17 protein-coding genes are annotated in these 25885 nt (G+C 46.4%); 10 read left to right on the forward strand and 7 right to left on the reverse strand.

Features of this window, described 5'->3' with window-relative positions:
- Positions 1–42: 42 nt before the first annotated feature.
- Positions 43–1911, forward strand: a complete 1869-nt coding sequence (locus tag A8708_RS13905; protein WP_068664331.1) for a StlD/DarB family beta-ketosynthase — start codon at positions 43–45, stop codon at positions 1909–1911.
- The gene (locus tag A8708_RS13910) at positions 1908–2783 is read left to right on the forward strand and encodes a DUF6999 family protein (protein WP_068664333.1); all 876 of its coding nucleotides are present in this window, start codon (positions 1908–1910) and stop codon (positions 2781–2783) included. Before A8708_RS13905 ends, A8708_RS13910 begins: the two co-directional genes overlap by 4 nt.
- A 97-nt stretch (positions 2784–2880) precedes the next feature.
- Here A8708_RS13910 and A8708_RS13915 read toward each other — a convergent pair whose 3' ends face one another.
- From A8708_RS13915 to A8708_RS13925, 3 genes are all read right to left on the reverse strand, one after another.
- A complete protein-coding gene (locus tag A8708_RS13915; RefSeq protein ID WP_167355887.1) occupies positions 2881–6015 on the reverse strand; it encodes a S8 family serine peptidase in 3135 nt (1044 codons plus the stop codon).
- A 108-nt stretch (positions 6016–6123) separates the two neighbouring features.
- Entirely contained in the window at positions 6124–7524 is a 1401-nt protein-coding gene (locus A8708_RS13920; RefSeq protein ID WP_068664337.1) for an MFS transporter, read from the reverse strand.
- 63 nt (positions 7525–7587) lie between these two features.
- Positions 7588–8187, reverse strand: a complete 600-nt coding sequence (locus A8708_RS13925) for a TetR/AcrR family transcriptional regulator (protein WP_068664339.1) — start codon at positions 8185–8187, stop codon at positions 7588–7590.
- 372 nt (positions 8188–8559) lie between these two features.
- On the opposite strand from A8708_RS13925, the gene A8708_RS13930 reads away from it, so the two are divergent.
- From A8708_RS13930 to A8708_RS13960, 7 genes are all read left to right on the forward strand, one after another.
- Positions 8560–12240 carry a polysaccharide lyase family 8 super-sandwich domain-containing protein gene (locus A8708_RS13930; RefSeq protein ID WP_068664341.1) on the forward strand — a complete coding sequence of 1227 codons (3681 nt, stop codon included), beginning with the start codon at positions 8560–8562 and terminating at the stop codon, positions 12238–12240.
- A gap of 155 nt (positions 12241–12395) precedes the next feature.
- A complete protein-coding gene (locus A8708_RS13935) occupies positions 12396–14693 on the forward strand; it encodes an AraC family transcriptional regulator (RefSeq protein ID WP_068664343.1) in 2298 nt (765 codons plus the stop codon).
- A gap of 202 nt (positions 14694–14895) precedes the next feature.
- Complete coding sequence (locus tag A8708_RS13940) at positions 14896–15888, forward strand: ABC transporter permease (protein ID WP_068664345.1); 993 nt, start codon at positions 14896–14898, stop codon at positions 15886–15888.
- Position 15889: 1 nt separating this feature from the next.
- Entirely contained in the window at positions 15890–16768 is an 879-nt protein-coding gene (locus A8708_RS13945) for a carbohydrate ABC transporter permease (protein WP_068664347.1), read from the forward strand.
- Positions 16769–16864: 96 nt separating this feature from the next.
- Positions 16865–18412, forward strand: coding sequence for a type 2 periplasmic-binding domain-containing protein (locus A8708_RS13950; protein WP_068664349.1), 1548 nt, complete (start codon positions 16865–16867; stop codon positions 18410–18412).
- A 79-nt stretch (positions 18413–18491) separates the two neighbouring features.
- Entirely contained in the window at positions 18492–19673 is a 1182-nt protein-coding gene (locus A8708_RS13955) for a metallophosphoesterase family protein (RefSeq protein WP_068664351.1), read from the forward strand.
- 41 nt (positions 19674–19714) lie between these two features.
- A complete protein-coding gene (locus A8708_RS13960; protein ID WP_068664353.1) occupies positions 19715–21148 on the forward strand; it encodes an alpha-L-fucosidase in 1434 nt (477 codons plus the stop codon).
- A 65-nt stretch (positions 21149–21213) separates the two neighbouring features.
- Here the strand turns inward: A8708_RS13960 and A8708_RS13965 are convergent, their stop codons facing one another.
- Genes A8708_RS13965 through A8708_RS13975 form a run of 3 tightly spaced genes read right to left on the reverse strand, consistent with a single transcriptional unit; the run spans position 21214 to position 23896 of the window.
- Positions 21214–22047, reverse strand: a complete 834-nt coding sequence (locus A8708_RS13965; RefSeq protein WP_068664355.1) for an alkaline phosphatase family protein — start codon at positions 22045–22047, stop codon at positions 21214–21216.
- A gap of 17 nt (positions 22048–22064) precedes the next feature.
- Complete coding sequence (locus A8708_RS13970; protein WP_068664357.1) at positions 22065–22928, reverse strand: GRP family sugar transporter; 864 nt, start codon at positions 22926–22928, stop codon at positions 22065–22067.
- Positions 22929–22954: 26 nt separating this feature from the next.
- Entirely contained in the window at positions 22955–23896 is a 942-nt protein-coding gene (locus A8708_RS13975) for a metallophosphoesterase family protein (protein WP_068664359.1), read from the reverse strand.
- A 392-nt stretch (positions 23897–24288) separates the two neighbouring features.
- Here A8708_RS13975 and A8708_RS13980 point away from each other — a divergent pair, with 392 nt between their 5' ends.
- Positions 24289–25059 (forward strand): DeoR/GlpR family DNA-binding transcription regulator, encoded by a 771-nt coding sequence (locus tag A8708_RS13980; protein ID WP_068664361.1) that lies wholly within the window; start codon positions 24289–24291, stop codon positions 25057–25059.
- A 303-nt stretch (positions 25060–25362) separates the two neighbouring features.
- Here A8708_RS13980 and A8708_RS35450 read toward each other — a convergent pair whose 3' ends face one another.
- Positions 25363–25617: a hypothetical protein gene (locus A8708_RS35450; RefSeq protein ID WP_157264766.1), complete on the reverse strand. Its 255-nt coding sequence runs from the start codon at positions 25615–25617 to the stop codon at positions 25363–25365.
- Positions 25618–25885 lie beyond the last annotated feature (268 nt).

Below are 25885 nucleotides of genomic sequence, written 5' to 3' on the forward strand. Positions count from 1 at the left end.
AATGGATGATAGGACAATAATTTTCCACTAGGGAGTGATCTCATGAATTCTGTTTATATAACGAGTATCGGGAAGTTTCTGCCAGGTACACCCATTGATAACGATGAAATCGAGGAATACCTTGGGAAAATAGGTGGAAAAGGTTCGAAATCGATGCGGCGCATTCTGGAACAGAACCGAATTCAAACTCGTCATTACGCCATAGACAAAAATCAAAAGAGCCTATATTCAAATGCTGGAATGGCGAATCATGCAATTCGCGATGCGCTCGAGCGGAATCACGACGATTTATTTAATCAAGTAGATTTTCTAGCTGTTGGTACGACGCAGGGCGACCTCTTGGTGCCTGGTTTTGCCAGTATGGTTCATGCCGAAACCGGCCTGCCTGTTATGGAAATTGCATCACATCATGGCGTCTGCGGCAGCGGAATGCAAGCTATCAAAAATGCCTACCTGCAGGTGCAGACGGGCGAAAAGAAAGCCGCGATCTCTTGTGCCAGCGAGTTTCCGAGCCGCGTGTTTAAACATACGCGCTTTGAAGCGCAGGCCAAATTCATGGATCGGCCGATTCCATTTGATACGGATTTTCTTCGATTCATGTTGTCTGATGGCGCGGGTGCCGCCGTGCTGCAGCCGAAGCCAAGCGACCAGGGTTTATCCCTCAAAATTGAATGGATTGACAATAAATCGTACGCCAATCTCTACGATACTTGTATGTATGCAGGTATGAACAAAGAGGACACGAAGGGAAATCAACGAGGTTGGCTTGATTATGCTTCCATCCATGAAGCGGCAAATGACGGGGCTATTAATTTGAAACAAGATATTCGCCTCGTTAACGAAATGCCGAAGGTGGGTGTGAAACGTTTCTTTGAACTTGTCGAAGAGGGGAAAGTAGATCCTTCCTCCATTGATTGGATGGTTTGTCACTACTCTTCCCATTATTTCCGTGATGAAATTTTCCGTCTTATGCAGCTTGGCGGAATGACGATTCCGGCAGAAAAGTGGTTTACAAACCTATATACGAAAGGCAATACGGGAGCCGCCTCTATCTATATTATGCTGGAGGAACTGCTCAACGAAGGGCATCTGAAGCCAGGCGAAAAAGTGCTGTGCATGGTGCCAGAGAGCGGGAGATTTCAGACTTCGTATATGTTATTAACGGTAGTCGGTACAGGCAATGTGACGGTCACTGAGCTTATCGAGAGACAGCCAGAAGCGCCACATTTGGCATTTGATCATGCGAATCTAGTGCAGTCTCATTTGGTACGGCAGTTAGTCAACATTTGGATTGATTTTGAACAAAAGCTTGCTCACGTTCCCATTATTCATAAACTGTATAGAGGCAAATTTACGCTGGAAGATTACATGCTGCTCATGGAAAACATTCGTCAGCAAGTGATTGACGGGTCACAGTGGATTGCACGTGCAGCTTCGTACATTACGATAGATAACATCGATCTGCGGTCCATGTTTATTGCCCATGCCCGCGACGAGCATCGCGACTTTCAAATATTGGAACGCAATTACGTAGCCGTCGGAGGAAATCTTGCGGATATTCAATCCGGAGAGAAAAATATCGGCAGCGAAGCCCTGTCTGCCTATCTGTTTCAGCGGGCAAGCCGAGAGAATCCTGTGGATCTGTTGGGTGCGATGTGGATTATTGAAGGTTTGGGATGTCGAATGGCGAGGTACTGGGGAGAGGCGATTCGTGATCAACTCGGCTTGAACGACGAGCAAGTATCCTTTCTGCTCTATCATAGCGACTCTGACGAGAAACATTTCGAGCGTCTAGAAGCAGGGATCCAGCATCCAATGCTGACAATGGACATTGCTGAACGGATTATAAAAACGGCGAAAACGACAGCACGATTGTATCTATTACAATTAGAGGAGCTGGGGAATATATGAGCAAGGCCGATTATTTTAATCATATGACGCATGATAAGCAAGATCCGAATCCATTCCTTGCTATCTACCTTGATCAAAGCATTCCCTTTAACGAAGAAGCGAAAGCCTCCTATTTAAAGGACTGCTCGAGTCGATCTAGACAATTTCTGCTTCCCGTTCTAAGGCCGCTTTCTCGACTTTTAATTATTCTTTTCCAACTATATAAGATCATTATACCGAAAGCCTTTACTTCATCTAAAATGCTTCATCGTTTCTTGTACTGGGGCATGAAAACATTCGTGAGTCCAGACGCCAATTATATGATTCTTCGGCATTTTTATTTGGGATCTGAGATCCTGCAATTTATCCGCGATAATATTCCGGGTGTTCAAGTCGAGATGAATCCACTGAAGCCGACGAATCTTGAACCGATCAAAGACGATTTGTTTCTCATTCATGATCTCAATTTATACAATTTTGTCATCAATCTAAATAAACAATTACGCGAGAAAAATATGGAGGTGATGAAGCAGGAAAAGCTTAATTTCGATGCGATTACGTCAAGTCGCATTCCTATTGAGGGGATGCCTAATCGACGGTCCAATTTTCTGGATCTCATGACTGCTATCGAGTGCTTTACGCCTGTCTATCAGTTTTTTCTGACAGATAACGATTTCTGGCGAGCAACGAATTCCCTACAACTCGATGAGACGATTGGGATACTAGCGTCCAAAGTGATCGGTAGTAATGACAGGCTGGCCTTGATCAATAATAAGCACCCGATGGTTCCGCTCTCGACGCTTCGAGCCGGGTTTCGATTAGTGCTTCATGGGCTTGCGACAGAACAACTTCATGCCTTGCTTGTGGAGTTGAAGCACAAACAGGCTGCTTAATTAGCAGCCTAATCAATACTTATGCAAATCGCCCTGTCTCTTCATCCAATGGATGGAGGGACAGGGCGATTATCGTTTACGTATAAGAGAGCTTAACTCATTGTACTTTGTTCAATAGTCGGTAAATCACAACCGCTGCCTGTGCTCTAGAAGCGTTATCCGCAGGAGCGAATTGTCCTCCCATTGTTCCGCTGAGTAGACCTAAGGCAGAAGCGATTCGTACGTAGGACCTCGCCCAGGTACTAATCGAGCCTTCGTCAGCATATTTGACTTCTTGTGTGGTGACGATGTCTTCAAGCTTTTTACCTGTTGCATGCAAATAGGCATTGACCATAGTGAGGGCCATTTGTTCCCGCGTGATAGGCGCATCCGGAACGAATGTTTGCTCGCTCATACCGCTAATAATACTCGCTGAATAGGCTGCATAGACGGAATTCCGGTACCAAGCATCCGCAGATACATCTTGGAATATGGCGGCATCGCCACTTTGTTGTAATTGTAACGCTTTAGCGATGATGGTGACGAACTGTGCTCTTGTCAATGTTGCATCTGGTTGGAAGGAGTCTTGATTGATGCCATCGATAATGCCTTGGCCAGCCAAGTCCTCAATTTCTTTTTGTGCCCAATGATCTTTAATGTCCTTAAGATTTGCATCGTTCTGCTTCTCAAGAACAGCATATTTGGAGAAATGTGCAAGCGAAGCTGTCATGGTGCCATTCGAATTAAGGGTGCCGCCGATTGGTGTCCAAGCACCTTGCGTTTCATCATAGAAATAAACGCTTAGTTTATGAACATCTTTGACTTTGGAAGCATCAAAAGGAATGGACACCTTCACTGGCGATGCGAATGAACTGAGTTTAGTCCCATCCTCGGTGACAGAGAAATCATAAATAGCGGAAGCCGATGTGAAATTCGGGATGGCTGTAGTAGATTTGCTCGATGTAAACAGGATTTTGCTAGTCGAAAGCTTGATCGGCCAAGCATTAGGTGGAATCTGCATGTTGATATCATTAGCCGCGATAACGATCGGTCTTTTCATTTGCGAAGCCTTTTGAACAATATCAGCGTCCATTTCGACGGAAAGGATATCCAAGTTCTCTTTCGTTGTGGCATTCAAGGTTAAGTCTGACAAAGCTTTATTTAATTGGATTAATAAATCAACGTGTGCGGGTTTGAATTCATACACCATTTTCCCATCGGCATTGCGGGAGGGAGGTTGTTGGGAACTGCCGCCACCACCACCACCACCGCCACCGCCGCCACCGCCGCCTCGGGGTGCTGTAATCGTATATTGATAAATTACATCATTACTGAATTCATTGTTATGATACATGGCTACTTTTAAGACAGTATCTTCACTAAGTGTTAGCTCGCCACCTGATACAGGGAACGTTGAAATGTACGCTGCCTTATTCTTTTGTTCGATCTTATAGTAAATAGTTCCATTTCCGAAGGAAGAGGTGAGGGTAACCTTCTGTTGACCCGTATATGTTCCTGAAGCCAAGCTAACCTGCGGTGGGGCTGAAATGATATTAGAGCGATGCTGAACTACGCCCCCTGTTGGAGTGGGTTCTTCCCATGTCCCAAACATATAGAAGTTATATCCAGAACCTATATTGCTTATTGTAGCTGTTAACTGTTTTTGACCATTAAGTAAGGGTGCCCATGAGGGTGTAGCGACAAATGCGTATTGCAAGTCTAATTCTCGATCAATCGTAGCTTTATTATAGGCTCTGGCATTCAGATAGACCGAATAGGTAACACTCACGACGGTATCATAAACATTCAATAGTTCAAAGTTATAACTGAGAGCAGGGTTCGTAGGGAAATTAAATGCCACGGCAGGTGACATTTGCAACCTAGGTACTTCAAAGGCACGGATGCCGTTAATAAGACCGTCGCCATATGCCATCTTTTGCGAAGCATAGTTAAAGGGATAATGGTTGGATGGCTCATAAATATTCGGTTGTAAAGAAAGTAGATTCCCTGGTTGTGCCGACGTTTGAAGAATGAGCCGTATATCCTCTGCACCTAGATTTGGATTAGCTGCCTTCAATAAAGCAGCAAGTCCTGCAACAAAAGGCGTAGCCATGGATGTTCCTGACTTATAATCATAGCTGCCACCGATAACCGTACTATAGATATTAATGCCAGGTGCAACGAGATCTATTTTGCCTATATTCGAGAAGTCCGCAATAGCATAGTTTAGATCATTAAGTTGGGCAACAGCACCAACACTGATAACTTCTTCATAAGCTGCGGGGTAACTTGTGAAGTAGGCCGTGCGGTGTGTGTCCGAAGTTTCCCAAGGTTGAGTAGAGTATTGCCCAGTCTCATCCTTCGTCCAATTATTGCTGTCGTTGCCGGAGGCTGAAACAATCACAGTCCCTTGATCATGAACCTTTTTAATAATGTCGTGCAGGGCAATACTGTCTGCATAACTGCCCAAACTCATGTTGATTACATCAACTGGATGAGCGAGTACATATTGGAAAGCTTGGTACAAATAGCTCGTATCTCCACCACCATTACTATCTAGAACCTTAAGTGGCATGAGCTGGGCGCCATGAGCGACACCTACATCGGCTCCACCATAAGGTTGCGCGGCAATAATCCCTGAAACATGTGTGCCATGGCCATTATCGTCTTGGGCTTTGGTATCTTTGTTTACAAAGTCGTAACCCTGAATGATGGAATCTTGTAAGGCTGGATGTGTCATGTCAATACCGGTATCCATCACGGCCACGGTGACATTCTGATTCTTAGTAAGGTCAGAGTAGGTGCCCATATGATCAACATGAGCCGCACGTTTCCCCCAGATTTTCTTGTATGCCGAAGTTCCGGTATAGACCGATTGTGAGACAGTGGGTGCTATATCCGTAGAAACATCCGTCTCAATCAAATGCACCTTATAGACCGGCTCCGCATATTCCACATTCGGATCTTTCTGCAGTTCTGCAAGCTTGTCCGAGACAGCAAGGTCGTTGTTGAAATTAAGCGTTGTCCATGAAGAAGCCGAGCGTGCGGACAATGCCTGCATGCCGTCAGGGGCAGGTTGTTGCTTGTATTTCACGAGCACCTTCCCCGGAACAATGTCGTTCTCATTGAAGGAAGGTACCGTGGATGTATTGGCTCCATCATTCGGTTCCTGAGCGAAGCTCAAAGTTCCAAGGGAAAGATTAAAGACGGTAAAGAGTGAAACGAGAACAACAAGTAACTTTCTTTTATGCAAAACCATGGCTTCCCCCTACTAAAATGTAATATAAATACGAAAATACAGATTCATTTCATATTTTACATGTAGAGAGGGTGGAAATTTGTCGGAATATGTCGATAAGTTCTAAATATTCGATAAAACACTAGGTTGAGTCGCATTTAATCGACGCTTCTGTCTTCCGAAAGACATGTAATACAGAGCTAGAATGATAAGCTGTGAACCGACCAACACGACATAGATATTGCTAAAAATAACGCCCGATCCAAGGCCGAATAGTGGATTCCAGCTTGAAATCGAAGCCGATCCGAGATCAACGGCTTTGCTGTACAGACCGATGGCGATCCCTTGCCCAATGAAATTGGCCATCGACAACATCCCCATCCCCACACCGACCTGATCCGCCGGCAGTGTGCGAGAAACGGAATTATTCACCGCAATGACGATGAAGGACTGGCCCACATTGCCTAGAACAAGGAAAACGGCAATGAGCAGTGGTGAACTGCTAGTAAACGTAGCGAGCAGAACGAAACAGACCAGCAATAAGCTGGAAGCGATGTAGGCAACATAGGAGTTGCCTTTGGCATCAGCGAGCTTGCCGCCTCTGCGGCCGAATAGGGCCGCAGCAGCAGCGGCGGGAACCAAGACAAAGCCGATCCAGATAGAAGGAAGCTGCTGAACATCCGTTAACAGTAAGGGGCTGAGGACATAGAGTGAGCAGCAGCTTCCGCTAATTAGGAACGAAAGGGTGAGCCCGAACGTGTATTTCCTATTGTGAAATAGCTTCGGTGCAATAAATGGCTCACCCGCTGCGCGAATCCGCACGATGAACAATCCAAGTACGAGCAGTGCACTGAGCAAAAGCCAGATGCCATTCGTCACGCTGAGCAGCAATAAAGCAATGGTAACACCTAACAAACCGCCGCCAATCCAGTCGAACTTGCTTGAACTTACGGGCTGTTCATTGCCTAGATATTTGCGGTAGAAGGGAAGCGCGGCCAGCACGATGAGAGAGACAGCGAAGAGCCAACGCCATTGAAGTGTACTAATAAGTAAAGCCGCGACAACAGGCCCCAATGCGTTACCGAAGGCCAGACCGACAGCAGTCATACCGAGGGCAGCCCCTCGTCGTTCCAGTGGGAAGAACCGCAAGGGAATAATCATCGACATAGCAGGTATAACTGCAGCGCCAGAAGCTTGCAAACATCGGCCGACGAGCGCCATAGCGAACGTTTGTGAAGCCAGACCGATCACTGAGCCCAGCGCGAACACAAGGAGACCGAAGGTGACTAAATCTTTTAACCTGTAGCGATCTGCGAGCTTCCCATACGTGACTGCTCCGATCGCATATATCAAGATATAAGCGGAAGAAAGCCAGCTTACCTGAGAAATCGTTAGATGAAATTCAAGGCTAATCTTGGGGAGGGCTAGGTTGAACATAACGCCGCTCATCATCGATAAGGTCATAGTGAACATGAGCACGCGCATTAATTTGTCAGCGGTTTGGAGTGGTGCTTTGATGGTCATAAAAGAGCACTTCCTTTCTAAGAAAGACTGTCAGTACTTACTGACATATTGATGTGAAAAAAACTAGGGCCGTAAAGCCCTAGCAAATAACTGGATACTCTCTTGCACGAAGGGAGCTAAGGTGATGCCTGGATAGCTCTTCTGACTATCGAGATCATTCATGAAGGCTCCGAAATGCATAATAATGAAGGTGAAAGCATGCATTTCTGGATTCGTTGCGATGATTTTTCCTTTTGCGGCCATTTCGGTGAAATAATGGGTCAATATCTCAAGCAACTGTTGAGGATGCTTCTGGGTACGAGCGCGAAAACCGGGCAATTGGCCCTCATCTTCTTTGAGGGAGATTTGAATCATTTTACGATTCCTATTCATGATCTCATGATAGGTCGTGCTCACGAGAAGAAGATCCTTCTCCAGATCCCAGACGAGCTTCTCGGCGAACAATTTCTTCATCTCTTCCGCATAATGATAGCGATCGAAAGCCGCTTCAAGAAGTTTCTGTTTGGTGCCGAAATGGCGAAATAGGGTCTTCTCGCTGAGGCCAGCCGCGGTGGCGATTTCCAGCGTCGTTACCCCGTTGTATCCTTTTTCGGCGATTAAATGGAGTGCTGCTAATAATAGTTTATCGCTGCTTCCCATCTTGCTTCCGCTGCTGTCGTTCATGGTATCCCTCTTCCGAAATAAATGTCAGTACTCACTGACATTTATTCTAAACCGGTTAGTCGTTATAGTCAATGATGATTTCAGATGAGGCTTGCTAACGAACATCCAGTGCAGAAGAGAATGCTCATAAATGGATATGCGGGATCCTCGTAGGTTAAAAAAAGGGCATAGACTCGACGGAGAAACCAGTAACAGCGGGCTTCTCTTTTTTGTGTCACCTCCTAGAAACGAAGCAATAATTGGTCATTGTCACGGAAGAAGCGGTCAGGTACGATCGGAGTTGTGCAAGGCCGCTAGACTTAACCTACATAAGGAAAGTAAGTTGTTTCATAGTCATGATGATCGATAGCATGTGATCGGGAGGATGAATTTATGAAGAAGGTCAAAAGTAAAGTGAGTATGCTGTTAGCTGCAAGTTTGCTTTGGAGTGTGGCTGCCTCATCGGTTCCATTCTTTGAAAGCGCAACCAACAGGTTGGAAGCTGCTGCGGTGAATATGATGACGAACGGAGGCTTCGAGCAGGCGACAACAGCCACGGATGCTAATTGGAGCAGCGTGAATGCTCCCGTGGGTTGGGGGTTATGGATTCCTACTGGAAGCGGGAAGGCTCCCAACAAAACCGTCAATGTCACGCTGGATACGGCGATAGCTCATGAAGGAAGTAAGTCCATATTGATAGATGCTTTTGCAACAAGCAGAGTCTCCATTAATCAGACGGTAACACCCGTGACCGCGGGGAAATCCTATCGTTTGAAAATGTGGTTGAAAACAGAGAATGTGACGGGTACTGGAGCTTACTTCAGAACCCAATTTTATAACGCAAGTAAAGTTGGAGACGGTCCGTCGACTACCAAATTGACAGGTACGAACGATTGGACGATGCAGCAAGTTTTTATGACGATCCCAGCGAATGCGACCAAGTTGGTCATCGAACCTTTTCTGGAGACGGGCATGGGGAAAGTGTGGTTCGATGAAGTAAGTCTAGAGGAATATAACGGAGTCACAGGCATTGCTTTGGAGCCAAGCGCGATATCGATGACCAAGGATTCGACGACTACACTCACTGCGATGCTCACGCCGACGAACGCCGTGGACCGAACTATGATGTGGACGTCAAGCAATCCAAGTGCAGTCACTGTAGATAGCAATGGAAAAGTGACGGCTGTAGGGGTGGGGATGGCAACGATTACCGTTGCTACTCCGGACGGGACAATTTCAGCCCAATGTACAATTAACGTGGAAACAGCAGAAATGGCAGCAGCGTACAGTGCGCTTCGTCAGAAATGGAGCGATAAATTAACTGGCGGTGCCCTGTTCAATCCTGCTGATCCCGATATGGCTGCTAACCTCACGTCATTGGCCGACAGTGTATCCAATGCAGATCACACAGGGTTGTGGGATCGCGTGAACAAAGCCAGCAATCGCACAAATGTCTGGAGCGATATGACGAGCACAACCGATTCGAGTCAGATAAGCACCGCCTACGCTCGTTTAAAAACAATGGCATTGGCCTACAACATGCAAGGGACGCCCTTGTATCACAACGCAGCGCTGCGCGATGATATCGTAAGCGCGATGGAATGGATGTATACGAATCGATATAACGAAAACAAGAGTCCCTATGGGAACTGGTTTGACTGGGAGATCGGTGTCCCGCAAGCCTTGAATGATCTCATCGTGCTTATGTACGGGCAATTGACGCAGGGGCAGATTACCAAGTTCATCAAGCCGATTGATAAGTTTTGTCCCGATCCGAAGGCAGGTTCCGTTCTTGGTGTCAAAGGAGTCAAGATGACCGGGGCTAATCTGCTGGATAAAGCATTGGTTGCTACCGTTCGGGGTGTGATCGGAAATAACAGTGCGAGAATCATACAAGGACGCGATGCGATCGGTCCGGAATTTGTTTACGCCGATCATGGAGATGGCGTGTATCGCGATGGTTCCCTTGTTCAACACACGAATATCGCCTATACAGCGGGATACGGTGCCGTATGGCTAAGCCGGGCCGCGGATATGACATACTTGTTGAATGGCTCCCCCTGGCCAGTAACAGATCCTAACGTGAATAACGTTTACCAATGGGTGTCAGATACGTTTGAGCCGGTCATCTACAGAGGACTCTATATGGATATGGTCAATGGCAGAGGCATCTCTAGGCAAACTGCAGGCAGTGCTAGGGGAACGATTACAACCTTGCTACGCTTAGCTGAAGGGGCTCCAGCAGATGTTGCGTTATCCATTAAACGGATGGCGATGGCGTGGATTCTATCCGATACGACGTATAGCAATTATTACGACGGTTTATCTGTCTATGATTTGAGTCTTGTGAAAAATCTCTTAAACGATGCCTCTATTCAACCTAGAGGGGAATTGATCAGGAACCAGATATTTGGGGGTATGGACCGAGTGGTCCATCTGCGTGAGGGATATGGTTTCGGCATTAGTATGTTCTCCAATCGTATTTCTGCGTTCGAAAAAGGCAATACCGAGAATTTAAAAGGCTGGTATACGGGAATCGGTATGACATACCTTTACGATCAGGATCTGGGCCAATATCGCAATGATTTCTGGCCAACGGTTGATTCCTTCCGTCTGCCAGGCACGACAACGAACGGTTCTGGCAAAGGTGTAACACCCGGTGATTGGACCTCCTATATGAATGCTAAGGAATGGGTGGGGGGATCGACGATCGACGGGCTTTACGGCGCGTCCGGGATGGATTTTTCTTTGAGCAAAGTGACCGGAAGCGACCTGCAAGGCAAAAAATCATGGTTTATGTTCGATGATGAAATTGTTGCATTAGGCTCAGGTATCTCGAGCAGTAACTTGGGACCCCAGCCTGTAGAAACGATTATTGATAATCGTAAGCTGAGTGATGCGGGGGATAATATGCTGACCGTGAACGGCATAGCCAAGTCAAGTGGGCTCGGCTGGTCGGAAACGATGGGGAATGTCAAGTGGGCTCACTTGGCGGGGAATATGCCGGGAACGGACATTGGCTATTATTTCCCAGAGGCCACAAGTGTGTATGGGCTGCGCGAGGCTAGAACAGGCAAATGGAGCGATATTAACAGCGGCCAATCGGCGACGCCAATCACGCGAAATTACATGAGTCTTGCTTTTGAACATGGGGTAACGCCTTCTAATGCTGCATATTCCTATGTATTATTGCCACATAAAGACACTGAGGCTACGGAGCTTTACAGCCAATCACCTGATGTTCAAGTACTGAGCAATACGGTGGATGTACATGCAGTTAGGGAGAAGAAGCTCGGCATTACGGCTGCGAATTTCTGGAATCCGGGGACAGCTGATTTCATCACCGCAAATAATCCTTCTTCCGTCATGGTGAAGGAATCTCAATCGGAATTAACCGTTGCCGTATCCGATCCCACCCAGAAGCAAAGCACGATTACGCTTGAGTTGAATAAGACGGCATTATCGCTTGTACGCAGCGATGATACGATTACGATTGTCCAAACGTTGCCGACGTTAAAGCTCCAAGTTAACGTAGCAGGTTCCGTAGGTAAAACGCACGTCGTAACCTTTAAGAAAGATACGACAGCACCCGTTATCACGCCAACCGTATCGATGGCTGTCTATTGGACAGCTGACGGCAGCTTGAATTTCGACATTTCTGATTCTGAAAGCGGAGTGGCAGCCCAGTCGGTAGATCTGAATGGCAAAATAGTAAGCCTCCCCTACACATTCAGTCCTTTAAGTCTGTCCATCGGCGATCATCCCGTAGTCGTGACGGCAACGGATACAGCGGGGAACGAAACCAAATCCATGTATACGTTAAAAGTAATGATGGATGTAGGTCACTTGGATGAATTAGTAAGGTATGCCTATGGGCAAGGTTGGATTACCAACCAAGGCATAGCTAACAGCTTGCTAGCCATGATTGACGTTCTTCAAAAGCATTTGAATCAGACACAAGTAGAGCAAGCATTCCATGCGTTAGAAAATCATATTCGTGCGCAATCAGGTAAAAAGATCGAAGCAGCATTTGCGGAAAAGCTGTTAAACACGATTGCTTTTTTAAAGTCATAAGATAGCTAAGATCATTAGAAACAAATACAACCCGACTTCGTCTGTTAGATGAAGTCGGGTCATCCTTATTTATTGAGGAACTTGATTTTATACGATGAACCGATTAGAATGCTCAGTATTCAGTCAGCGAGGTGATTGCTCTGCGCAAATTATTCATGAATGTATGGAAGCGTTTTTTTCGAAGCAAAACGATTTTTCGCAATATGGTGACCTTATCCTTGTTTGCTGCTATTATTCCTGTACTCGTCGTTGGGATAGGTAGTTATTTATATTCAGCCTCTGCTGTACAAAGTGAAGTGAATCAATCGAACGTTCGGATCTTGAATAACGTATCCTCGACCATCGATTCTACGTTAGATCGGCTGCAGAACAATGCCATCCAAATGTTGCTGGGTACTTTTTTTAGCTCAAATTTGGTGGAATTAAAGAGCACGAATTACGCCGGTTTCTACTCCGGAATTTCACGCGAGTTATCTGCGCTGATGAATGGGAATAAAGAAGCTAGCGATGTAGCTGTGTACATACCGGATGAAGGCTATTTGATCTCTCCAATCTATGGAGGGAGACGAATTGAAGGCACCGTGGAGCGTGAAACGCTCCTGAAAGAGCTTGCCTCCAATGATCAGCTTAGGTGGGTCAGCGGGCCATACACTTTCATACCTGGCTATAACGACAATGGCATTACGTTAATTGCCAAGTTGCCACTGCTAGGTAAACAGCCGATTGGACTCATGTTTATTCGGATTAATGAAGAGCTGTTCCAGAATATTATGAAACGTTTTATAAGCTATACAGGTGAACAAATGTTCATCTTGGACGAGAAGGGCGTGCTCGTTACCTCCATGGGTGGGACTGAGGTTCCCCAAGGTCTATTCGATCGAGTAGCTCAGAAAGGTTCCGAACAGCGGTTTCAATTCGTCTTCCATGATACTGAATATATGGTGACCCCGATTACTTCATCTTTGAATCAGTGGCAATACATCAATATGGTTCCCATCGACCAATTGAATGCAAAGTCCAATGGGATCAAATTAATTACACTGATCATTGTTCTCATCTGCTTAGTGTTTGGGGCCATCATAACGTTGTGGGGCACACGTCGTGTCTATCGTCCCATACAGAATCTTGTAGCTTATGTGAAAGACGGGCAAACGGATGAAGTGGAAACCGACGAAGTGGGCTTCGTGCACAAGCGTTGGGCGGAGCTCAGTAGTACGGCGAATGACATGCAGCAGCAGCTGAGCGACCAGTTGCCGATGATTCGTGAAATTTTTGCGCTGCAACTCTTGCAGGGGCGGTTCCTTTATTATTCCGAGGATCAGCTAGCGGCCATGCTGCGCAGATATAACGTGCCTGCCCATAAAGAGAGTATCGTCATGGTCATCGCTTTTGATTTACAGTCGGAAGGCAAGGTGCGATTTCAAGAGAATGATCGTGAGCTAATCGTGTTTGCTGTGAAAAATATCGCGAGTGAACTCTTACAAACTCATGCGATGGAAGGAATCGGCATTAATCTGCTGAATGATCAGGTAGCGGTGTGGTTGTATAGAGATCCGCTGCAATCTGAGGACGAAGAATCCGACATCAAACAATTCGCCGAGCGGTTGCGGTTGCTGGTATCTGACTATTTACGCCTTCAAGTGACGATTGGATTAAGTGGCAAGAGCGAACAACTTCGCGAGTTGCCGGAATTGTATGAGGAAGCGCTGCTCGCCGTCCGTTCACGTATGATCGTTGGTGGGAATCAAGTCATTGCTCATACGAGCGGTAAAAGGAATGTAGACATGCATTATCGATATCCATTGGAGATCGAGACGCATTTTGAGAATTCGTTGCAACTAGGTGATCGTGATGAAGCCGTCAGAATGATGGACGAATTTGCGAAATCCATGGGGGCCGCGATCCAGAAGCCTGAGCTCATTCAAATGTCGTATTATCGACTGCTAACCGCTGCGATTCGGACAGCCTACATGCTCGGATTGGATACGGTGCAATTATTTGGCGAATCGAATGAGGATCCATATCTCCATATTCGCAATATGAGTACGACCTACGAACTGAATGTCTGGTTTAAAGAACAATTGGTAGAGCCGATTGTTGCTTATGTGCATGGCAAGCAGCATCAGGAGCATGAGCAGTTAATTGCCAAAGTGGTTCGGTATATGGAAGAGAACTACCACTTCGATTTGTCATTGGATCAATGTGCACAGATTTGTGGACTAAGTCCGCAATATTTAAGCAAGCTTTTCAAAAAGAAAAAGGATGTCTCTTTTATTGAATATTTGACCAAGGTAAGAATTGAGAAGTCGATTGAGTTGCTTCGTACGACAGATCTATCCGTTTCAGATGTAGCTGAACGAGTGGGGTATCAGATGAAGAACTTTATTCGCGTATTTAAAAAGCATATGGGTGTGACGCCAGGTCAGTTCCGTGGGTCAGACGAGGAAAATTAGAATGCCCAAAAATTGTTTTCAACATGTTGAACGAAGCGAAAAATGAGGAGAATAAGAGGAGAAACCCCGTAACTACGGGGTTTCTCCTTTTTTGTCTCGACCGCAAAGAGTGAATAAGAATTGGTCATTGTTCCTATGACATAGGATCGGGTACGATCGTTTCAAGCAAAACAACGAGATGCGAACGTACTAATGAGAGGTGATGACATTGTCACAAAGTCAGGTGGAACAGTTTCAGAAAGTGATCCCGAGTAGACTTGAAGAAAGCAAGACAGCGAAGAAATCATGGGTACACGAGTGGCAGGTTGCGCTCAAGCGTGACAAATATTTATATCTATTGGCAGCGCCAGGATTACTATTTTTCCTCATTTTCAAGTATGTGCCATTATGGGGATTATTGCTTGCTTTTCAAAATTACTCTCCTTATTTAGGTTTCTGGGATAGCGAATGGGTGGGATTGAAATACTTTCACGAGTTTTTCACGAATCCCGATTTCATGATGTTGTTTCGAAATACGATGGCGATCTCGCTTTTGAATATCGTATTTTTCTTCCCGATACCCATTGTGGTGTCCTTATTGCTGAATGAGGTCAAGAGTCTACCTTTTAAGAAAATCGTACAAACGGTCATCTATTTACCTCACTTCCTATCGTGGGTAATCATCGTCGGTATTTGTTTCTTAATTCTAGGGCAAAGCAGTGGCGTCATTAACCAATTAATCGTCGAGTTTGGCGGGCACAAGATTGAATTCCTTACGGAGCCTAATTATTTCTGGGCCCTGCTTACGGCTCAAAGCATTTGGAAAGAAGCGGGCTGGGGAACGATTATCTTCCTTGCCGCACTGGCTGGGATCAACTCAGAATTGTATGAAGCCGCACAAATTGATGGGGCAACAAGATGGCAGCAGATGCGCAATGTCACGATTCCTGGTATCAAAAGCACGATTATCGTTTTGTTAATTCTACGTTTAGGCCAAGTGATGGATGTAGGGTTTGAGCAAATCTTCCTTATGGCAAGCGGACCTGTCTCGCAGGTGGCTGACGTATTTGATACGTATGCCTACCGCGTCGGTATTCAACAAGGTCGGTTCAGCTATGCAACAGTTGCTGGATTATTCAAATCAGTAGTAGGTCTTATACTGGTTGTTACGGCAAATCGTGTAGCCAAGAAGTTCGGCGAGGAGGGACTGTACTAACATGGAAAATCAGATGGGTTCCAAACTATTTAATGTCCTAAACTACACGGTGTTAACGATTATTGGTCTTGTTACTTTACTGCCTTTCATTTACGTTGTGATCATTTCATTTACGGATCCAACTGAATATTTGACGAAGTCCTTAGTGCTGATTCCTGAAAAATGGAGTTTATCTGCTTATGAATACATCTTCTCTACGAATGCTTTCGTTCATGCGATGGGGATAAGCGGCATACTAGCGGTATTCGGTACCTTATTGAGTCTAATTGTGACTAGCGCCTTAGCCTATGTGCTCTCTCGCAAAAGGTTAAAAGGGAAGAAATTCTTTCTTGTCGCCATTCTGATGACGATGTTGTTCAATCCGGGCATGATTCCGAACTACTTGCTTGTCGATAGCCTTGGATTAATGGATTCGATTTGGGCACTTATTTTGCCAGCATTGACTAGTGCTTGGTATGTATTCTTGATGAAAAACTTTTATCAGGAAATTCCTGATGAACTTGAGGAAGCAGCCAAAATGGATGGTTGTTCGGATATCGGGGTGTTCTTCCGTATTATGCTGCCGATTTCTGTCTCGGCGCTTGCCGCTTTCGGGTTATTCTATGCCGTAGCGTATTGGAACACATACTTTAGTGGTGTACTTTACATCAATAGTGATAGCTTGCGTCCGTTGCAGGTACTCCTTCAAATGCTGCTCATTTCCGCAACGCAAATGGCTGATCCATCGGTTGCCGCTATGTTGGAAAGTGAACGGACTGTGCCGCCACAGGTAATCAAGATGGCTGCTGTTGTAATTTCTTCCTTACCGATTGTCATGGTCTATCCGTTCTTACAGAAATATTTTGTTAAGGGTATGATGGTTGGTTCCGTGAAGGGTTGAGCGGGGCGTACCTGAGAGGGGTGATGCTGGGAAGTACTGGACATGCAGTTTAATTATTCTGATTGTATAATAACCATATAAACGGGAGGTCTTCACATGAAACCAATGGTCAAAAAATTGGCAGTACTCTTAACAGCAACGGGTCTAGTCGCTTCTCTAGCGGCTTGTGGGAAAGCGGATGAAACAGGGACAGCAAGTTCGGCAGCGAGCACAACGGGTGCATCAGCTAAACCCGCTGCTAAACCAACCGATATTTCCATTACAACGCTTGCTTTCGCCGCCGCACCTACAGGTGAGTTGGAAGCTGTAAAACAGTTAAATGAGAAGCTCAATGTCAATCTGAAATTAAATTGGATTCCAGCAGCCCAAATTACAGAGAAATTAAATGCACTTCTTGCATCACGTGACTTACCAGACGTGTTATTCCTTGAAGATTTCAACTATACGCCTGCATTCCTTAATGCGGTTGATCAAGGTGCTTTCTGGGATTTAAGTCCATACATTAAAAATTATCCTAACCTGGCTAAATATCCAGATAACGTATACAAGAACGCATCCGTAAAAGGTAAATTGTACACCCTGCCACGGGTAAGACCATTAGATGGCCACGAGTCCATGCTGATTCGTAAAGATTGGTTGGATAAGCTTGGCTTACAGCAGCCGAAAACGATGGATGAGTTGGCGACAGTTCTCGAAGCCTTTGCATCGAAAGATCCAGATGGCAACGGAAAAGCCGACACCTATGGTGCTGTCCTTCCAGGGGCAAATGGACCTTCGAGCACCGTACTCTCCATGTTCGGTACAGGTACGAAGTGGAAAGATGAGAACGGCAGCCTGATTCCGTACTGGTATACACCACAAACCAAAGATGCGCTTGCTTTCTGGAATAAATCCTATAAAGCAGGGGGTATTTTACCGGATTTCCCTGTACTCAAGGCAGCTCAGATTAAAGATATGCTCGTTCAGAGTAAAGCAGGTGTAGCGTTCGCAAACGTGGTTGATGCTTATAAATACAATGTGGAATTGCAAAAGGTGAATCCGCAAGCCAACCTCATTGCTGTTGAAATACCAAAAGCACCAGACGGCAAATTGTATTATGAGCAAGCAAGTGGTTACTACGGACAATTCTTAATCAATAAGAAATCCGTTGATGAGGCGAAATTGAAGAAAATCCTAGAAGTTTACGATTACACGGCAACTGTTGATGGCTATAATTTGGCTACGTACGGCATCAAAGATGTGGATTTCACAGTCAAAGCTGACGGAAGCGTAGAACAAACCGAAGAAGGTAAGAAAAAAGGATACTCAGGCGATACGACAGGCCAGTGGGTAACGGGGTACTTTGATAAGTATTCAAGAGCGAAGATAGCAGGTATGCCAAACGAAATTTACCAAGCCAATGTAAAAGTCATTGATACGATTTCCTCCATTCCAGATCCAACTTACGGGTTGATGAAGTCCGCGCCATATAAGGAAAAAGGAGCAGACTGGGATAAAAAGGTGAACGATATGATGGTCAATGTCATTGTTGGTAAAAATTCTTTAGAAGATTGGGATAAACTGGTGAAACAGTTTAAAGATGATACAGCTTTCCAACAGCATATTAAAGAAACGAACGATTTCTACAAAGAGAAAGCCAAATAATAAGTCTGAAGGAATGTAAGGACCCGATCTTGCCTGTAATGGCAGGGTCGGGCTTCTTTCAGCATAAGGAGAGATAGCAATGGGGAAGAGACCAATTCTCACGTTCGTCGTCTTGACAGATACCCATATTACAGCGACTTTAGAGGGGACTGAAGCCCAGAATTGGGAACGGGCACTCAAGGATATCTTGGCAACTGCTCCAGATTGTCACGGGATCATGCATGTCGGTGATATCACGGACAATGGGGAACGAGCGGAATTTGAAGTTATGGAACAGATTTGGAGAGCTAATAAGGAGGGATTGCCGCCTATTCATTTTACTTATGGCAATCATGATGTACGTTGGAAAGATCTTGAGGGGCAGATGTCGTTATTTAGAGAACATACGGGGATTCACAATGCCTATTATGATTTATGGTTGGAAGGGTATCATTTTATATTCCTTGGCACAGAAATTGGCTTGAAAGACTGCGCGTATCTATCAGAGACCCAGCTCAAATGGCTGGATCAGAAGTTGTCCGAACATGAAGGGACAGAGAAGCCAGCATTTATTTTCGTACATGAGCCACTATTGAATACGGTTGCAGGTTCCCAAAGCGAGTTTGGTTGGAATGGGATCAGGCAGGATGCGGAATTAAAGCGGATTCTAGCTGGGCACCCGCAATCGATTGTTTTTACCGGTCACACACACTGGGAGCTAGGAGCTAAGGAGACGATGTACAACAGAAAGTATGCGACCTTGTTTAATGCGGCTTCTGTCGCCTATTTATGGACGGATGACGACGTGTTGAAAGAGGGCTCACAAGGCTTTTTCGTAGAAGTGTACGAGGATAGGGTTATTGTTAAAGGAAGGGATTTTGCCACGAAATCGTGGGTTGCTGATGCAGAATATACGGTACAACTGCCAGTGCGTATGCCAGTGGTGGATTTGACGGTAGATCCGGATTGTACACTTCGTCATCCTGCCATGTATATGAGCAAATCTGTCTTTCAGCCCCATGAACCTATTGAGGTTACCTATGTCGGTTCACTAAGAGAAGATGCCTTCGGCATTTATCTAAGAGGGGCTCAACCGAGTGAGACAGAACGCATAAGTCCTATAGTCTCCGTGCAGACCAAAATATTCGGACAGCCAGATGGCAAGTTGGTTTTCAGAGACTTAGAGCTTCCAGTGGGGAGTTACGATATGATTTATTTGGGTGAAACGCTGCATACGGAACTCACTCGGTTGCCTTTCGAAGTAGTGGCAATAGCGAAATAAGCGGAAGAAGAACATAACTACGTGTAAGGAGCAAAATAGAGATGGCAGTTTCCATTGAAGAAGCGGTACAAGTCGTTCCTTCTCCACGCCAATTGGCTTGGCAAGAGATGGAGTTTTATGCATTTATACATTTTGGAATGAATACTTTTACGGGGAGACAATGGGGCTTAGGTGACGAGGATCCTCAGTTGTTTCATCCGACAGCTTATGATGCAGCACAATGGGTCGAGTCCTGCCGTTCAGCTGGCATGACGGGGGTTATTCTGACCTGTAAGCATCATGATGGATTTTGTCTGTGGCCGAGTGAATATACAGACCATTCGGTCAAATACAGCTCATGGCAGGATGGGCAAGGCGATGTTGTCCGAGATGTAGCCGAAGCTTGCCGTGAGCAGGGATTGAAGTTTGGTGTATATCTATCACCATGGGATCGGCATGAGCCTAGTTACGGGGATTCACCCGTGTATAATGCCTATTTCCAAAATCAATTGCGAGAGCTTCTTACGCAGTATGGTGAGATTTTTTGCGTTTGGTTTGATGGGGCTTGTGGTGAAGGACCGAATGGTAAAATGCAGGTCTATGATTGGGAAGCTTCCTATCGCATTATTCGCGAACTGCAGCCGAATGCCGTCATTAACATTTGTGGACCCGATGTTCGGTGGTGCGGGAATGAAGCGGGTCACACACGCGAATCGGAATGGAGTGTAGTACCTGCGGAGCGAAGGAATATCGAGGAAATTCAAGGGGAATCGCAACAAGAGGATGATGGTGCTTTTTCACAAAAAATCAATGCGGATACGGCAGATTTGGGGAGCCGATCTGTACTGGCAGAAGCCAATCGCATGATTTGGTACCCAGCAGAGGTGGATGTCTCCATTAGACCCGAGTGGTTCTATGATCCCGGTGATGATGATAAAGTGAAAACGGTCGATGAACTGATTGAGCTGTATGAGCGTACAGTTGGCGGTAACAGTGCACTCCTGCTGAACATTCCACCAGACCCACGCGGGCTCATTCATGAGACTGATGCACGGCATTTGCGTGAATTGGGGCAGTGGCTCCGAGCTACGTACGGACAGGATCTAGCCCAAGGAGCGGACGTGTGGGCTTCCCACACTAGGGATAGTGAGGTTCATGCGGGGAATGTAACGGATGGTCAGTCCGATACGTATTGGTGTCCTCCGGAAGGGATTGAGCAAGCCGAGCTTGTGATTGATCTGGGCAAGGAGATGTTGTTTGACCGTATCGTACTGAAAGAGTTTATTCAACTGGGACAACGGATTGAACGCTTCCAGCTAACCTACAAGCAAGATGATGTGTGGGTAAGTTTGTATGGGGGCACAGTGGTGGGATATAAGAAGATTTGCAGCTTCCAACAGACGAAGGCAAGATACATTCAACTGAGAGTGACCGAATCACGTATTCATCCTACTTTAAGCAGCTTCGGTGTGTATTGTAGTGGACAAGATAAGTAAATGGATGAAATAAAGCCCGACATGCCCATTGTGGACAAAGTCGGGCTTATTAATCGTCGAGGCGATTAATAATTGGGAAATAACCCTTTAGAAAATAACCCCTCTGGCAGTTTACCCTCCCAAGAAGCGGGGGCTTCTAGTCCGAGTGCGTAGGCGACGACGGTTGCTGTGTCGACAATGTGGACATTGTCGAGTTTCGTACCAGGTGCGATGCCAGGGCCTGTGCAGCTCCAGAAAATGGTTTTGTCTAGGGGATGATCGCTGCCATGATTATAAGCGCTCTCACCACCACCGCCGTGATCGGTGACGGCGATGATGAGGCTATCTTTTAACAAATCGGCCTGTTGAAGCGCTTCTAGCATAATGCCAGTGTGCTGGTCTGACTCCTCAATGACACGATGCTGTTCTGGCATGTTATACCCGAACTTATGTCCAGCGGCGTCAGGGAGATCCAGTTGCACGTAGAGCAGCTTGAAATCGGGGTTCTCCCGTATGTAGGCAGCTATCGCTTGGGCTAGTTCATCATCAGGCATTGAAACGGTATGGACACCGATTGAGGGCTCAATAATCCCATCGTTAATAGGCTTCCAGGCGCTGAATGCTGCTAGCTTAGCCAGTGGATATGCTTCTCTTGCTACGCGGAAAATAGACGGATATGGCGAGTCGTCAGGGAAAGTTTCTACTTCTGCTCTGGTATTTGTAAGTCCATGTTTCACAGGATCAACGCCGTGCAGTAAGGTTCCCCAACACTCTGCGCTGATCGTAGGCGATGCCGTTTGTGCTTCAAGCGTAGAAGCGCCTAGTTGGAACAAACGGTCCAAATTCGGGGTATGCGCATCACGGACAAAGTTGCCGGCGCCGTCCCAACCTATAATAATGACACGATTGTAAGTGTTCATACATATTCCCTCCTTTTTTAACCCCAAAAGCTGATAATTAGAATCCCTATTAATATGAGAATAGAGCAAAGAATGCGCAATGTGCCTTGCTTCTCTTTGAGAATAAAGATGCCTAGCAAAGTGGCAAATACAGTCCCGATTTCACGTAATGGGGAAATATGGGCTACAGGTGCGTACTTCATGGCGAAGAGAAATAATAAATACGATGCTGGATTGAGAATTGCGCCGAGAACAATCGTTTTGAAGTTAATTTGCCACTCTCTACGCAGTTGTTTGGATGCGAGGACAAGCGGCGTGAGCCCTGCGACGAATCCAATATTTGTTACCTCTAGTAAGGCGATAGGCGAGATATGTGCGAGATTGAGCTTATCGACAAGTACGTAGCAAGTTGTGCAAAGCCCCACACTAAGCGCCATGAGGAAGGGCTTAACGGATTTGACAGGCGGTAGTCCAGTAGATCGTGCACGTGTGAAAATGCCGCTTAGTAACAGGAAGCCAATGACCATGCAGAGCAGCCCCGTCCATCCGAGTGGCGATAGGGATTCCCGTAGAAACAGGACACTGACAATCGGGATAAATAAAGTGTTGGTGCCTCTCATAATCGGGTAGATCTGCGAGAGATCTCCCATATTGTACGTGCGCGAGAGCAAGAGAGCATAAGCAGCTTGTAAAGCGGCGGATAGTCCAAGTAGTCCATATGCCGACATAGACAACGGAGTAAACCATAATTCTTTGATTAAGTAAGGAAGCAAGATAACGGTGGTGACCATGATGATGGACCAGAGGAAGACACCTTTGTTCAGGCTGCTTTTGGTAAACAAGCTCCAGATGGCATGGGCTAGCCCTGAGGCAATAACGAGTAAAATTGATGCAGTTAACAAGTAATCAGCTCCAAACGTAAGTGAGGTTATCGCGTTGGTTGGTGTTCGGGTTGATCACGGATGACGGTGCCGTCAGCGAGGCGAAGCCATGTTTCGAACGAGTGCTCACCTTCGCGGAGGCGAATCATTCTGGCACCACGGTGAAAGCCTTCCTGACCATAGGTGTTGTAGCCAGTTGCTCTGCCGTAACAGAGGCGAATCCCATGAAGCTCGCCCCAGTAATCGTTGATGTGGTCATGCCCACAGAAGGTCCCTACGACATTGCCCATTTCGACCATAGCAGCGAATAATCCTGAATTAACGGGAGCACAGCAGACGTTTTCGTGTTTGTTCCCATAACATGTCGCACGCTCCCACACTTGCCCGTACTCAGGAAGAGGGATATGGAAAAAAGCGAGTGCAGGCAGCTCGCGCTGCTCGTTGCGGGAATGTTCCGTATACCAACTGATTTGATCATGGCGAATCCAGTCATAGCCTGAAATTTGAGGAACAGTAGAGCGACTTCCGGAATCGAAGAAGTATAAGCTCGCTGCAGGCTGTCCGTCATGACCTTGGAGGGAGAGACGGTAGTTGCCAACGCCACTGAGCTCGGAAGGGCCAGGTTGCGTCAGGGAATAGGGATACGTGAGGACGCTGTTCATGAGTTCTTGCCTTGTGATAAGGGTCTCGGTGTCATGATTACCAAATACAACTGCCCATGGAATGCGGCGTGCTTCAGCAGCTTGCACGGCGTCACGAAAAGCTTGGAGCGGCTGCTCGCAGTGTAGTTCACCTTCGGAAACAGGGCCTGTGTAGATAACATCACCCGTAAAAACAACGAGATCAGGCTGCTCCGCATCGAGTACATCCTCCATTAAACGGAGGGTTTGTTGATCTTCCTTCCGGCCATCGATCCAGTGTAAATCTGTAAACTGCGTGATCGTAAACGTGCGATCCTCACGAAAAGTCAGCGGTTGCTGCTTGAACATGCTTATAGCCTCCGATTTAAATGATGATTGTGGATTCATGTTGAATTAATGTTAATTGTTGTTGTTTGTTGACAATTGTAATCGGGTTGGGCTTAGCTGTCAATGAGCAATTTATGCGGATGAGAGGCGGTAGATTTCCCAGATTGACACACTTAGCTCCAACATCTAAACTAGTGAAAACAACATAAAACAACAACATGTCGACAATATAAACAGCAACATATACGGCAATATATACAAATGGAAAAACATATAAACTGCAAGACATACAAACGACAAAGCATACAAACTGCTAAATATACAAACAACAGAACATATAAACAACAGAACATATAAACAACAAAATATACAGACTGCTAAATATACAAACTATTGGTCAATGGGAGGCCGTCATGTCATTAACCTATGAAGATCGCAGGATGAGGATACTGAATCATTTGGAGATGGAAGGGAAAGTCCAGGTACATCACCTGTCTGAGCTGCTTACCGTTTCAACGGAAACAGTGCGTCGGGATTTGGATCGTTTGGAAAAGGAAGGGAAACTGCGCAAAGTGTATGGCGGCGCCGTCAAAATGCGCATGGAGATGGTCGAGCCACCTTTTCTGAACCGTGTGCAAATGATGAAACCAGAGAAAGCAGCAATTGGGCAACTAGCTGCGTCCCTCGTTCAAGATGGAGAAACGATCATGCTGGATAATGGGACAACGACGATTGAAATCGTCCCTTTTTTGAGCGACAAGACGAAGGTGACGTTAATCACGAACTCCATTCCGATTCTCAATCTAGCCATGGAAACGTTTCGTGGGCGTATTATTTTTGCTGGTGGAGAAGTGAACCAAGAGTGTCGAGCTGTGACAGGTACCCTGGTGGATCAGCTGCTTGACCAATTCAAAGTAAACAAGGCGTTTATTTCAGCCGGAGGCATTTCATTAACGGATGGTATTACTGATTTTCATTTGGCTGAAGCAGTGATCTCGCGCAAAATGATGCAAAGAGCGGAAGAGTGCATTCTCGTTGCAGATCACAGTAAATTCGGCCTGTCTACATTTGCCAGAGTCGCCAAGTTAGAGGAAATCTCCATGCTGATCACCGACGCAGGTTGCCCGAAAGAATGGGTGGATACGATTGAGGGGCTTGGTATTGAGGTGCGGGTAAGTGAGTGATGTGGGTGGAGTGGGGAATGATGAGTGAGAGAGTGAAGGAGTAAAGAGTAAAGAGTAAAGAGTAAAGAGTAAAGAGTAAAGATAGATTAAGGCCATTGGGGGGACGGTAGCATTGTTCTCTTATTGGCCTTTTTGTGTAAAAAACCGACATACAGCCCTCCGCGGGCTGGCAAAATCCCGCCGTAAGTCGAAAAAATCGACTTACAGCCCCTCGCGAGCCGCGAACCCCCGCCGTAAGTCGAAAAAATCGACTTACAGCCCCTCGCGAGCCGCGAACCTCCGCCGTAAGTCGAAAAAACCGACTTACAGCCCTCCGCGAGCCGCGAACCCCGCCGTAAGTCGAAAAAATCGACTTACAGCCCCTCGCGAGCCGCGAAGACCCGCCGTAAGTCGAAAAAATCGACTTACAGCCCCTCGCGAGCCGCGAACCTCCGCCGTAAGTCGAAAAAACCGACTTACAGCCCTCCGCGAGCCGCGAACCCCGCCGTAAGTCGAAAAAATCGACTTACAGCCCCCCGCGAGCCGCGAAACCCCGCCGTAAGTCGAAAAAACAGCCATGACAATGTGCCATTGCCACCCCCTAGCATGAAAATTGAGTTATTCATCATGCNCCGACATACAGCCCTCCGCGGGCTGGCAAAACCCCGCCGTAAGTCGAAAAAATCGACATACAGCCCTCCGCGAGCCGCGAACCCCGCCGTAAGTCGAAAAAATCGACTTACAGCCCCTCGCGAGCCGCGAACCTCCGCCGTAAGTCGAAAAAATCGACTTACAGCCCTCCGCGAGCCGCGAAGACCCGCCGTAAGTCGAAAAAATCGACTTACAG

This window comes from Paenibacillus oryzisoli (assembly GCF_001653565.1).
GTDB lineage: Bacteria > Bacillota > Bacilli > Paenibacillales > NBRC-103111 > Paenibacillus_E > Paenibacillus_E oryzisoli.